Annotated in this window: 12 protein-coding genes; 8 read left to right on the top strand and 4 right to left on the bottom strand. The window is 48.3% G+C overall.

Features of this window, described 5'->3' with window-relative positions; translation table 11 throughout:
- The 7 genes from BN3912_RS11660 (at position 1) to BN3912_RS11690 (ending at position 7,046) form a co-directional block, all read left to right on the top strand.
- Positions 1 to 1,155 carry an acyltransferase family protein gene (locus BN3912_RS11660; protein WP_023983872.1) on the top strand — a complete coding sequence of 385 codons (1,155 nt, stop codon included), beginning with the start codon at positions 1 to 3 and terminating at the stop codon, positions 1,153 to 1,155.
- A 54-nt stretch (positions 1,156 to 1,209) separates the two neighbouring features.
- The gene (locus BN3912_RS11665) at positions 1,210 to 2,211 is read left to right on the top strand and encodes an acyltransferase family protein (RefSeq protein ID WP_023983871.1); all 1,002 of its coding nucleotides are present in this window, start codon (positions 1,210 to 1,212) and stop codon (positions 2,209 to 2,211) included.
- Positions 2,208 to 3,086 (top strand): decaprenyl-phosphate phosphoribosyltransferase, encoded by an 879-nt coding sequence (locus BN3912_RS11670; protein ID WP_023983870.1) that lies wholly within the window; start codon positions 2,208 to 2,210, stop codon positions 3,084 to 3,086. Before BN3912_RS11665 ends, BN3912_RS11670 begins: the two co-directional genes overlap by 4 nt.
- Complete coding sequence (locus BN3912_RS11675) at positions 3,083 to 3,712, top strand: HAD family hydrolase (RefSeq protein WP_023983869.1); 630 nt, start codon at positions 3,083 to 3,085, stop codon at positions 3,710 to 3,712. Before BN3912_RS11670 ends, BN3912_RS11675 begins: the two co-directional genes overlap by 4 nt.
- Entirely contained in the window at positions 3,669 to 4,073 is a 405-nt protein-coding gene (locus BN3912_RS11680) for a GtrA family protein (RefSeq protein WP_023983868.1), read from the top strand. The genes BN3912_RS11675 and BN3912_RS11680 overlap by 44 nt, the downstream gene beginning before the upstream one ends.
- Positions 4,074 to 4,265: 192 nt before the next feature.
- Positions 4,266 to 5,687, top strand: coding sequence for a DUF6080 domain-containing protein (locus tag BN3912_RS11685; protein ID WP_023983867.1), 1,422 nt, complete (start codon positions 4,266 to 4,268; stop codon positions 5,685 to 5,687).
- Positions 5,688 to 5,696: 9 nt separating this feature from the next.
- Entirely contained in the window at positions 5,697 to 7,046 is a 1,350-nt protein-coding gene (locus tag BN3912_RS11690; RefSeq protein ID WP_036859306.1) for a DUF6080 domain-containing protein, read from the top strand.
- Positions 7,047 to 7,062: 16 nt separating this feature from the next.
- On the opposite strand, the gene BN3912_RS11695 is transcribed toward BN3912_RS11690, so the two are convergent.
- A complete protein-coding gene (locus BN3912_RS11695; RefSeq protein ID WP_023983865.1) occupies positions 7,063 to 8,073 on the bottom strand; it encodes an acyltransferase family protein in 1,011 nt (336 codons plus the stop codon).
- Positions 8,074 to 8,102: 29 nt separating this feature from the next.
- Positions 8,103 to 9,128, bottom strand: a complete 1,026-nt coding sequence (locus tag BN3912_RS11700) for a hypothetical protein (protein WP_004368779.1) — start codon at positions 9,126 to 9,128, stop codon at positions 8,103 to 8,105.
- A gap of 389 nt (positions 9,129 to 9,517) precedes the next feature.
- On the opposite strand from BN3912_RS11700, the gene BN3912_RS11705 reads away from it, so the two are divergent.
- A complete protein-coding gene (locus BN3912_RS11705) occupies positions 9,518 to 10,324 on the top strand; it encodes a LicD family protein (RefSeq protein WP_004368777.1) in 807 nt (268 codons plus the stop codon).
- Here BN3912_RS11705 and BN3912_RS11710 read toward each other — a convergent pair.
- Both BN3912_RS11710 and BN3912_RS11715 read right to left on the bottom strand, forming a co-directional pair.
- Positions 10,302 to 11,351, bottom strand: coding sequence for an NAD-dependent epimerase/dehydratase family protein (locus tag BN3912_RS11710; protein ID WP_023983864.1), 1,050 nt, complete (start codon positions 11,349 to 11,351; stop codon positions 10,302 to 10,304). The genes BN3912_RS11705 and BN3912_RS11710 overlap by 23 nt on opposite strands.
- Positions 11,339 to 12,058 carry an IspD/TarI family cytidylyltransferase gene (locus BN3912_RS11715; protein ID WP_004368775.1) on the bottom strand — a complete coding sequence of 240 codons (720 nt, stop codon included), beginning with the start codon at positions 12,056 to 12,058 and terminating at the stop codon, positions 11,339 to 11,341. The genes BN3912_RS11710 and BN3912_RS11715 overlap by 13 nt, the downstream gene beginning before the upstream one ends.
- Between the last annotated feature and the right edge of the window lie 16 nt (positions 12,059 to 12,074).

Here is a 12,074-nt window from a genome sequence, read left to right on the forward strand (position 1 = left end):
ATGAACGATCAGGTACATAAAGCTCCGGAAGAGAATAGTTCTTGCGCTATAAAAGCATGCGGAAACGAGCTTCTTTCGCGCACTCAATGCAACCTATTGCGTGGGGTTGCCATCCTCGGAATATTCCTCCATAACTATTGCCACTGGCTTAATCCGGTGGTAAAGGAGAACGAATACACCTTTACACGGTACAATGTAGAGCGATTTACGCAGGTGATGTTACATCCGGACATGCTGTTCCCCTTGCATATATTGTCGTTTTTCGGTCATTACGGCGTACCTGTATTCTTGTTTTTGAGTGCGTATGGGCTGGTCAGGAAGTACGAAAGCGGCTCTTCAATCCCCTCTCAAGGGGTAACAGAGTCTCGCTTTGCCGTCTTTAGCGGGGCAGGTGAAGGCCTGAACTTCATCGTTTCTCACTTTTTAAAGCTATTCAAAATGATGCTTATAGGCTTCGTTTTATTCACGATAGTAGATGCTCTTACGCCCCCGTCCTTTCATTATAAGTTCGTCAACATCATAGCCCAACTGGGCATGTTCAACAATCTGTTGCCCGATCCCGACCGTATTATCTGGCCCGGACCTTACTGGTTCTTCGGACTGATGCTGCAACTATATGTGGTATATCGACTTCTGATGTACCGAAAACATTGGTCTGTCACCGTTACGCTTATCGTCTGTTGCTGGCTCATGCAGGCTTTTTGCGATCCGGAAGGCGAAACTCTCAACCGTATACGGTACAACTTCGTGGGCGGAATGCTGCCTTTTGGGGCGGGATACCTATATGCCCGTTTCGGTAGAGAGTGCTCCAAGCCTGCCTATGCTGCCGTGTTGTTATTATCGATCGGGGCGGTTGTTGCTTTTAGTTATAACTTCCAAGCGTGGTTCTTCGTACCTTTATTTGTGTGTTTCGGCTGTGTAGCGGCAGTAAAACTGCTACCTGAGCGCGGTACGGCGGTTTCGTGGCTGGCATGGATGGGCAGCCTGTCGGCGGCGCTCTTTGTGTGTCATCCCGTTATCCGCAAGATATTCATCCCTTACAGCCGTAGGGGAGACGTTTATACCGGCCTGCTTTTGTACGTTATAGCATCCATTGCCGTGGCATGGGCGGTACGCGAATTGATGAAACGCATACCCGATACGCGCCTTAAATAAATACCGGAGGCGGCATGGGCGGAACATATACCACGAACAGACAATAGAAAGACGATGAAAATACCGAACATAGAACTGGCGAATATCAGCCGTTATCGCGGGGAATTGATGGGGGTTGCCATGCTTTTCATTATCCTCTTTCACGTCGGTCTCGACCGTTCAGATCCTTTCTTCGGGCTGCGTAGGTGCGGTAATGTGGGGGTAGATATGTTTCTCTTCCTTAGTGGAGTGGGCTTATGGTTCTCGTGGACGAAGACTCCCTCATTGAAACATTTCTTCAAGAGCCGCTACCTACGGGTGTATCCTGCATGGCTTATCATCGCTTGTCTGTACTACATTCCCGATTATCTGCATGGGGGAGGGCACACAACAAGCCTTGTCGACCTCATCGGAGATATCACCTTCAACTGGGATTTCTGGCTTCATGACGAGCTAACCTTTTGGTATGTGCCCGCCATCATGATGCTCTACACCTTCGCGCCTGCCTATATGAAGCTCATACAGCATCATCCTATGTACCGTTGGTTGCCGCTTGTCATGGTTATATGGTGCGTAATGGTGGAATGGGTGGTACCTATACACCGCGTAGTTGGCCATTTAGAGATATTCTGGAGCCGTGTTCCCATCTTTTTCATTGGCATCAACATGGGACAGATGGTAAAAGAAAAGCGACAACTTGATGGACAATCCGTGTGGATGCTTATGGTTATCTGGCTTTTGACCTTCGGTACATGCCTCTACCTCGAGCAGTTTAGGCATGGTAGTTTCCCCCTCTTCGTGGAACGGATGCTATACATACCGTTCACAATTACCAGTGTACTGCTGTTGAACCGTATATTCAGGCGCACTCCGAAGAGCTTCAACCGCTTTTGCAAGTTCATCGGAACCGTGAGTCTTGAGGCATATCTCATCCATATACACTTCGTATTAGACTATTTAGAGGCCTATCGACTGGGCTATTGGGTAACGTTTGCGGTTACCGTAGCCATCACCTTGCCCTTGTCGTGGGCACTTCATGCATCAATAGGAAGCGTTTTTAAGAGAATTAAAAGATGAAAGCAATTGTAAAACTCATACGTCCTCAGCAGTGGATAAAGAACTTCTTCGTGCTGATTCCGTTATTTTTTGGTGGCGAATTACTTAACGCTACGTCTGTTGTCCGCGGTGTGATTGCCACTTTGGCTTTCTGTTTTGCGGCATCGTCTGTCTATTGTTTCAACGATATATACGATGCGGAGGCCGACCGCCGGCACCCTGTAAAGCGCCTGCGCCCCATTGCTTCGGGTGCTATAAGCATCGTGCAGGCCTACATGCTCATGGGCCTGATGCTGCTGTTCTGCGTGTTTATGCTCTTGCTGTTGCCCGAAAAGCGTCTCGAAACGGGCGCGGTAATCTTATTTTACTACGCGCTCAACCTTGCTTATTGCATGCGCTTGAAGCAATATGCCATATTGGATGTGTGCATAGTGGCGCTGGGTTTCGTGCTTAGGATATTCGTCGGAGGCATTGCTACGGGCGTTGTACTCAGCAAATGGATCGTGCTCATGACCTTTTTGCTTACCCTCTTCCTCAGCTTTGCCAAGCGGAGAGACGACGTAGTGCGTATGAACGACACTGGCGAAGCGCCCCGCAAGAACACCATCCGCTACAACCTTACGTTCATCAACCAAGCCATTACCATTGCTGCATCGGTCACGCTCGTGTGCTACATCATGTACACGGTGTCGCCGGAGGTGGTAGAACGTTTCCATACCGATAAGCTCTATCTCACGAGCGTGTTCGTTCTACTCGGATTATTGCGCTACATTCAGCTCGCCGTAGTAGACAAACGAAGCGGCGATCCCACCAAGGTAATGCTCAAAGACCTGTTCATTCAGCTCATCGTATTGTTATGGTGTCTGTCGTTCTTCATCATTATATATTGTTTATGAGGTGTAGGAAAGTTTGTTCTTTCGACTTTGACGGTACGCTGACCTATAGCGATACGCTCCTCGGTTTTATCGCATATGCCAAAGGCACAGTGTGTTTCGCGACGGGATTTCTGCTTTATAGTCCGCTTCTTGTGGCTATGAAACTCGGATTTATACCAAATTATAAGGTGAAACAGCGGGTGTTTGCCCACTTTTTCAGGGGCATGCGTTTGACAGATTTCGATGTCCTGTGCCGGTCGTTTGCCGAGCATCGCGGTGGTATCTTGCGCCCGCAGGCCATACAAGCGGTGAACCGAGCGTTGGCAGACGGGGCGGAAGTGCTCATCGTAAGTGCTAGTATCGACAATTGGGTGAAATGTTTCGTGCCCTATTTCGGCACGAGCGATGAAGACAGACAGCGCGTTTCGGTGCTCGGAACGCAGGTAGAAACCGACCGAAACGGGCTGCTTACCGGCCGTTTCGCTACCAAGAATTGCTACGGGGCGGAAAAGGTAAGGCGCATAGAGGCACACTGCGGCGACCGTACAACCTATGAATTGACCGCTTATGGCGACAGCTGTGGCGATAAGGAGATGCTTGCGTATGCGGATAAGGGATATTTTAAGCCGTTCAGACGGAGGGCGTAACGACCGATTGGCCGAGGTGTTGCGCTTCGGCATAGTGGGTGTGGCGGCCGTACTCATACAGTATGGCGCGTATCTAATTATTGTTCAGTGGCTTTCGCCCACCGTGGCAAACACGATGGCATACGCACTCAGCTTCGTTTTCAATTACCTTGCGTCCACACGTTTCACGTTCCGAGTGAAGTCGAACGTAACTCATGGCGCCGGTTTTGCCCTCTCTCATGCGGTGAATTACCTGCTCCAAACGCTGCTGCTCAATCTGTTTATCTTCTTTGGAATGAGCAAACAACTCGCCATGATACCCATGTTTGCCGTGTGTGTTCCCGTGAACTTCGTGCTTGTTCGTTATTTCTTGAAACGATAAACCATAACTCTAAGCCCCTTAGAATGCCTGTTTAACAACCGTAGGGAGGCATCCTGTCTGTACTGTTCGTAAAGGCCGTCAACGACGACGTTTGCGAATGTCCTCTCTAAATGGTCTTTATCTTCCTGCGAAAACGTATTTATTTAATGTTTTTTATTACTTTTGCACAATCTAACAAATTGGTATAGTGGAGTGAAACCTATATTCGATATCTTTCGTATCCGTCGTGAAGAACGCATGGGCACAGTGTTTATGCTGTTTGTTTTGACCTTGTTCAATGCTCTTGTCGTCTATAAATACTATGAACTTTTTACGCCTATCCGGAATACTTATTGGCCGTTGTTCATACGCAATTTCCATGTGTCGGGCTTCGATCCTATTACTTATGCCGTCGTAAGCGACTGGTCGGCCGGATATAACGTGTACAGGCATCCGTTGCTTGCCTTTTATATGTACGTTCCCTATCTGCTCAATCAGGCGCTGATGTGGCTTACAGGTATCAACTGTGCCGTGTTTATCGTTGCTGCCATACAGATATTCTGCGCTTTGTATGCCTTCGTATTCTTCTTTCGCATCATGCGCGAGATCGTTGGATTGGCATGCCGAGAGGCTTTGTTGCTCTCTTTTTTCTTCTTCTCTTTTGCCTATGTCATGCTTTCGGCAATGGTTCCCGACCATTTCATCATCTCTATGATGCTCTTGCTTGTCACTCTTTACATATCCGGACGCCGTATGAAGAGCAGACAGGTGTTTAAGATATGGCAGAGTTTTCTATATTTCATGCTCGTTGCAGGTATCTCGTTGAACAACGGAATAAAGGTTTTTCTGTCGGTACTTTTCGTAAATCGCCGTCGTTTCTTTAGGCCCAAGTATCTGTTCTTGGCAGTTATATTGCCGGTAGCTCTACTGTGGAGCTTCAGCAAATGGGAATATGCCACGCTTGTATGGCCTACGGAAGTGGCATGCCATGCCGCTAAAGCGAAGAAAAGGGCTGAGGATAAGGAAAAAGAAGTTGCCATGCAGCAACGAAAGACGGTACGCTTGCGGCCGGCGGACACAGCAATCGGGTGCCCCGAACCGGCCGGAAAACAGATACAGAAGATAAACAGACAGGAGAAAAGTGTGCCGATTGGCAATGACGGGTTTATGAGTTGGACCGACATTTCCACATCTCGAATGGCGTCGGCAGTAGAGAATTTGTTCGGCGAATCTATACAGTTGCACCGCAATTACCTGCTTGAAGACGGGCTTCACAGCAGGCCTATGATCGTTAAATACCGGTGGGTGTTGAGTTATGTGGTAGAAGCAGTGGTTCTGTTGCTGTTCGTCATGGGCGTTTGGTGTGGCAGGCGAAGCCGCTTTCTATGGCTTGTATTGTCGTATTTCGGGCTTGATATGCTGTTACACATGGGCTTGGGATTTGGGCTGAACGAGGTGTATATCATGGCGGCCCATTGGATTTATGCCATCCCGATAGCCGTTGCGTACCTATTGATTGCTGCGAACGGCGCTTACAGGCGCATGCTGTTGGGGCTGTTGACAGTACTTACGGCGTATCTGTGGATATACAACGGCACGCTGATATCGGCCTATCTGATGGGCTATAATTGCTAAACGTTCAAGATGAAGATGCGGAATATCTTTCGAATAAGGCGCGAAGAAGCACTTCCTTCGCTTGTTGCAATGGTCGTGTTTATAGCTCTGAACGCACTGCTTGCATACAAATATTTCGGACTCTTTACGCGGGCAAAGAACGTAGGCTTTTGGTCTTTGTTCTTTAAAAACTTCCATGTAAGCGGTTACGATGCCTATTCGTACATCGAACTTTCTAATGCTGCTTCATATTACGAGACCACCCGTCATCCGTTGTTGTACTCTTTACTCTATCCATTCTATCTGTTTAACGATTTTCTGATGGCACAATACGGCGTTAATTTCGCCATGTTCCTTATGATGGCATTACTTGTAATGTGCGCATTTTATACATTCGTTTTTCTTTTTCGTACGTTTCGTGAGGTCATAGAGTTATCTTTAACCGATTCGCTTATATTGTGCGTTCTTTTTTTCTCGTTCGCCCATATCATGTTGACCGTACTTGTACCCGACCATTTTGGCCTTTCGCTGTTCTTACTCAGCACGACTTTGTATCTTACAGGTTGCTATCTGAAGCAGCAGAAGGTATTCAGATGGTGGCAAACCGCACTGCTTTTTACGCTTACAGCCGGTGTTACGTTGACCAATGGGCTAAAGACACTCCTCGCAGCATGGTTTGTCAACGGTCGAAGAGTGTTCTCCTTGCGGTTCGTTTTGCCGGTTGTAGCAGTGCCGCTAATACTGCTTTTCGCTGTTGAGCGCTATCAATACCGCGAGATTGTGATACCTCAAAACGAGAAAAGCAGGCAGATCGGCGAAGATAAAGCGAAGACCGATGCGGCTTTCCGTGCCGAAACAGCAAGGCATAATGTATGGGTGGAGCAGCATAACGGTAAGGGATTAGACTCCGAGGTGCCACTCCTACAATGGATGGATCTCTCTACGTCGCGCATAGAAACTGTGGTTGAGAACCTTTTCGGTGAGTCGTTGCAGCTTCACCAAGACCATCTGCTCGAGGATGTGCAGATAAGCAGGCCCATTTTCGTGCCGTATCGTCATCCCTTTCGCTATGCGGTAGAGGCCTTAGTGGTACTGCTTTTCGTTGCCGGACTATGGTGCGGACGGCGCGAAAAGTTACTTCTGCTTTGCTTAAGTTGGTTTGCTGTGGATATGATAATGCACATCGGTTTCGGCTTTGCTATCAATGAAGTGTATATAATGGCTGCGAATTGGTTGTTTATCGTGCCGCTGTCGGTGGCATATCTGTTGAAACAACTGCCGGTGCATTATGCCTGCGGTCTGCGTGTTTTGCTTGTTTGTCTGGCCGTTTACCTATGGATATATAACGGAGGCCTGCTGGTCGGGTACATGATTCGGTAGGCATATCGGAAACAGTTCAGCCGAACAGCAGTTTATAGGCGCCCGTTTTCCTTATACATACGGCCAATATCCACGATACGGAGAAGGCCGCAAGGAAGATTGCCGGCGCTCCCCAATAGCCCCATGCGGTAAGGGTATCGGCGACGCATGCGTATCTGATGGCGAACCAAATGAGGATATGATGCAGAACGTAGATAGCCATACTGTTGTCGGCAATGTTTTTTACGGCGGGTAGGAGCGTCTTGTTGCAGGACTTCGTTGCGAATACGGAGAGCATAAGTAGCACCAGTATTGCCGATGAAAACATGTTGATGCCCACCTTGATGCCGAGGACGATGCAGGCAGAGATAATACCTATCGCCGACAGACTGTAGATGTAGCGGGCATAGAGAGGCTGCCTGTCGAGCATAGACCGTAGGTTTTCTTTCGCCGTAAGCATACCCAAATAGAATAAGGGCATGAAGTAAAGCGCCTGTTTCAGTATGGGCGGCGGGAATATGCCGTATGTGCGCAGCGCTTTGGATAGGGCGAAAAAGGCGACGAGTGCTGCGAGCAACAGCGTTTCTTGCACTGTCGAAGCCCGAAACCACAGGCGTTTGGTAAGTGCAAACACGGTGAACACGACCGCCAGCATGGGCAGGAACCAAAGATGGGCAGCCCCGTTAAGGAGCGTGCCCGGACCGTATTGGTCGGGCATGAGCACGATCTGCGCCGCTCCCCATATAATATAAGGTACGAGAAGTCGTCTGTATTTCTTCAACAGAAAGGTCTTGGTGTCGGCATATCTGTCCTTGAAATAAAGAAAATAGGCATAGAGATAGCCCGATATGATGATGAAAGAAGCCAGTCCGATAGTAGAACAAAGTGTGGCGCAATAACCGTATGCGGGTATTCCCACGGCACTGTGAATGCGCCAACTGCCCTCTCCGGTGGCGTAAAAGGCAAAGCTATGGCCCAATACAATGAGCACTGTGGCGAGCGCTCTTGTACGTGTAATCTCGATAAGATTGTTTTCTTTAGTCTGCAAACTGTTCGTATTTCGGTGGTGTTCAGGGATTAATCGAAACGTGAACGGCCAGTCATTATGCGTAATCTGTTACCTATGGCAGAGACGATGCGCCTGAAGTTGCCGTGTAAAAGGTTGAGCCAAAGCTCTTCGAACGATCGCCCGATCTTGATCCACGGGTGCCCCCACGCCATAATCTTGAACATACGTTTCTTGTATTCCACATTTTCGATAACGTAACGCGGATGCTTCAGCGGAAACGAAAGCTCGTGGCGTTTCATTGTGAAGATACGTCTGATGGCGCGAGGCAGGTCGTCATTGCTTCCTGAAAGGTGCACTCCTTCGCCCGTGGCGCCTGCATTATTGATGAGATTTGCACGGGGTACGATGCTTAACCCCGAGTTGAAGAAGATCGTGGCATGCAGAATAGTCTCGTAATATGCCTTGCCTAACGACCGATGATACTCGCAGAAGCGGATGAAATCCTGCTGAAATCTGCGCTCTTTGATAAGCTCTTGGAGCTGATGACGGTTGAACTGATCGTCTAAGAAGGTATAGTTTTCGTCGCCAGAGTCGATAACTCTCTTCCATGAAGCCCATCCGCTGATGCTGAATGCGGTAGTAAAAAAGTAGTCGTAAGGCATATCTTTCGTTACTTCATCGTAGTTGAAACCGCAGATCATGCTGATTCTTTCATCGTTTTCGTACTTGTCTAACAATTCTTTGCAGAACGGAAAGAACGATTGGGAGGGCACATCGTCGTCTTCGAGCACAATACATTTGTCTACATGAGAGAATGCCCATTTCTGCGACATGTACTCTGAAGGATCGCAACCATAGTTTTTTTCTTGGTATAGTCGGTGCACTTCGCAGTCCCAGTCGATATCTTCGACGATTTTCCGACAGGCTTCTATGCCTGCCATATCGTGTTCTCCGCGCGGTCCGTCTTGATAAAGAAACAGCTTGCTCGGGCGTGCTATCTTGATTTCATCGAATACGTCTTGCAGTTGTTTGGGGCGGTTAAAGAATAAAATCAGTACCGCTACATCGGTTTTATAGGGCTTTTGGGTTGTCATATTCTATGTTATATACTTTTTTGATAGCGTTTGTTTCGTAAAGAAACGACATGTCTTCGGCATTAAGAATATTTGTTCAGATGGTTTGAAAGCATGACATTCGACTGCAAAGATACACGAAACGCGTTAAAAAACAAAGCATATTCTGCAAAATAAAGTATGTACTTCTTTGCATATTACTTGCTCGTATCAGGGAAATGAGCTATATTTGCAAGGCGTGAATGCCCGATTTTACTCATTCGGTCGAGTAAAATTGCACAAAGAAGAAATACGAATGATAAGCATAGATATGCCGTTTAACCGTTTTATATGTGCCGCCTGTCGGCGATAGGCATGCTGCCTGTCGCGCTTAGAAGTTATGAATAAGGTGTTGACAATAAAGAATAACGATGGACAAACAAGATAAACTGAAGCGATATACACAGCAAAATCTGCGGATATGTCAGCAAAAACAGCTTGATATATTAACCGAAATCGACCGCATTTGCACCCGTCAAGGCATAGAATATTGGCTGGATGGGGGCAGTCTTTTGGGAGCTGTGCGCCATAGAGGGTTCATTCCGTGGGACGATGATATAGACATAGCGATGACACTCGAGGACTTTAAGAAGTTCGAAGCCATAGCCCCGCAGGAATTGCCCGCACATCTTTTTCTGCAAAACAGGCGAACCGATGCCGGCGTAAGGGAACCTATTACCAAAATACGCGATCTCAATTCGCTTTACATCGAACGTGCAGATACGTTCGAAGCCGATTACGGCAAAGGTATCTTTGTGGATATCTTCCCGTTTGTAGACTATCCGAACCTTCCGTCTGCATGGATCAGGCATATTACAAAGGGCATATCGAAGAGCTATTCGGTGCTCCACCGCATGCATTATTATTCGTTCCGTTCGTTTGCAGAGTTCTTCTGGTTCGGCGGAAAGTATTGTCTGTTGAGTTTATTGTGGCGGTTTGTCGGCTTTTGGGGGAAGAAAACGCGCTGTTCCGACATACCTGTGTTGAACGGAAGAGGTGTGTCTTTCGATAAAAAAGCCATCAAACCGCTGAAGAAGATATTATTCGAAGGACGCGAATTTCCATGTCCTTGCGACGTTCACTCGTACCTTACAGACCTTTATGGCGACTATATGACGGTGCCGCCTGTAGACAAACGTGAGTTCCACGCGGTATTTATTCTTCCCGAATTGCTGTAAAATAATCGAGCGTATGGGCCATTCCATCGCGGATAGAGTAGCGGGGCATCCATCCTAAGCGTTGCAGTTTAGAGGTGTCGAATACGGCTTTGGTGATGGGAGTCGTTACGCCTTTCGACGCATCATCGGGTATCTTGGACACCACTTTGCGGCGGGTAAGGTCGGCAACCGTGCGTGCCAATTCGAATATAGTGATGTTCGAGTGCGTATCGGCCACGTTGTAAGCCTGCCCGTTTTCGCCCTTTAACAGCAGAAAGAGTATGGCATTGGCGCAGTCTACCACGTATATCCACGAGCGAAACTGGTCGCCTTTGCTCTGTAGAACGATGTCTTCGCCGCGCAAGACATTACGTATAAACTGTGCATATACGCGGTTATCGGCCTCTGTAAAGCACGGTCCGTAGGTGTGACTCGGGCGGGCTATCACCGTTTCAATGCCATGTTGTTGCGCATGGCATACGCACAGAGTCTCGGTAGCCCGTTTGGCCGACGGATAACAAGAGCGCACCTGTGTGCAATCTACATAACCGCTATAGTCCTCGGTAAAGGCACGTCCGTCGCCTTCACCGTACACCTCGCCCGACGACACATACAGAAAACGCTTCAAACCGTGGCGCTTTCCGTAGGTTAGAAGGTTGCTCGCGCCGTAGAAGTTAGACATCATAACGCCCACAGGATCGGTACTGTAGAGCTTCGGAGCGGCTCCTCCGGCGGCATCGATGATATATTCGAAAGGAATATCGCAGTCGATCAGCTGCGTTACATCCAATTTCAGAAACCGGAAATACGGCGATGCAAAATAGGCGGAAAAACGCTCTTTGGCGCGTAGTTCGTTGCGGCCGGCGGCATAGACGGTGTAATCGGCATGCCTATCGGCCATCAGTACATCTACTATACAGCCCCCGATGAGCCCCGTGGCGCCGGTGATAAGGATGTTCTTTCCATCGAGTTGCTGCCATGGCAGGTCGAACTGTCCCACGGAGAGAATATCTCTTGCATAGAGGTTCGTTGCGTTTATTTCAGCCATGTGTCGTGCTCGGTATGAATAAGTGCCTTGAACAGTTCTATATCTTCGGTCTGAGTGAGCTTCAATCCGTTGCGTTCGGAGCCCATAACCAAGTGCTGATCTTCAATTCCGAGTGCCCCCATGAGCGTACATGAGGCCACTGTGTTTTCGATATGTTCGCGTTCTGCCCGCCGATGAGCGTCTATCAAATCGCCCAAGCGATAGGTATGAGGTGTCTGAGTGCGCACGAGTTCTTCGCGTGGGATGGTTATATTCTTCACCGTGTCGTCTACTTTTTGCATGATAGCTTCCTTGCATATCATGCCTGTAACGGCATAACCGAACTCTTTGCACTTAGCGATATTCTCCGAAATGATACGTTCCGACACGAGCGGACGCACGCCATCGTGCACCAATACGATATCGCTGTCGGCGCAACCGCCCTGCTTCAGCCCTTCAAGACCGTTGCGAATGGAGTGTTGGTTGCTGTCTCCACCCTCGAAAATCCATCTGAGTTTGGTTATATTAAACTGGTTGGAATAGGCTTGAAGGGCCACTTCCCAACCTTTAAGGCATACCACTGCAATGGCATCTATCTGCTGATGTGTTTGGAAAGCCTGCAGGGTATAGATGATAACGGGAATGTTATCGATGGCCATAAACTGCTTGGGAATGTCTTGTCCCATGCGGTTTCCCGTGCCGCCGGCCGTAAGTAATGCAACGTTCATAATCGTATAGTGTTCG

This window comes from Prevotella phocaeensis (genome assembly GCF_900065875.1).
GTDB lineage: Bacteria > Bacteroidota > Bacteroidia > Bacteroidales > Bacteroidaceae > Prevotella > Prevotella phocaeensis.

What these genes read in the sequence shown, in the direction of transcription:
- BN3912_RS11660 (WP_023983872.1), top strand. Translation starts at nt 1, where the DNA reads ATGAACGATCAGGTACATAAAGCTCCGGAAGAGAATAGTTCTTGCGCT.
- BN3912_RS11665 (WP_023983871.1), top strand. Translation starts at nt 1,210, where the DNA reads ATGAAAATACCGAACATAGAACTGGCGAATATCAGCCGTTATCGCGGG.
- BN3912_RS11670 (WP_023983870.1), top strand. Translation starts at nt 2,208, where the DNA reads ATGAAAGCAATTGTAAAACTCATACGTCCTCAGCAGTGGATAAAGAAC.
- BN3912_RS11675 (WP_023983869.1), top strand. Translation starts at nt 3,083, where the DNA reads ATGAGGTGTAGGAAAGTTTGTTCTTTCGACTTTGACGGTACGCTGACC.
- BN3912_RS11680 (WP_023983868.1), top strand. Translation starts at nt 3,669, where the DNA reads ATGCGGATAAGGGATATTTTAAGCCGTTCAGACGGAGGGCGTAACGAC.
- BN3912_RS11690 (WP_036859306.1), top strand. Translation starts at nt 5,697, where the DNA reads ATGAAGATGCGGAATATCTTTCGAATAAGGCGCGAAGAAGCACTTCCT.
- BN3912_RS11700 (WP_004368779.1), bottom strand. Translation starts at nt 9,128, where the DNA reads ATGACAACCCAAAAGCCCTATAAAACCGATGTAGCGGTACTGATTTTA.
- BN3912_RS11705 (WP_004368777.1), top strand. Translation starts at nt 9,518, where the DNA reads ATGGACAAACAAGATAAACTGAAGCGATATACACAGCAAAATCTGCGG.
- BN3912_RS11710 (WP_023983864.1), bottom strand. Translation starts at nt 11,351, where the DNA reads ATGGCTGAAATAAACGCAACGAACCTCTATGCAAGAGATATTCTCTCC.
- BN3912_RS11715 (WP_004368775.1), bottom strand. Translation starts at nt 12,058, where the DNA reads ATGAACGTTGCATTACTTACGGCCGGCGGCACGGGAAACCGCATGGGA.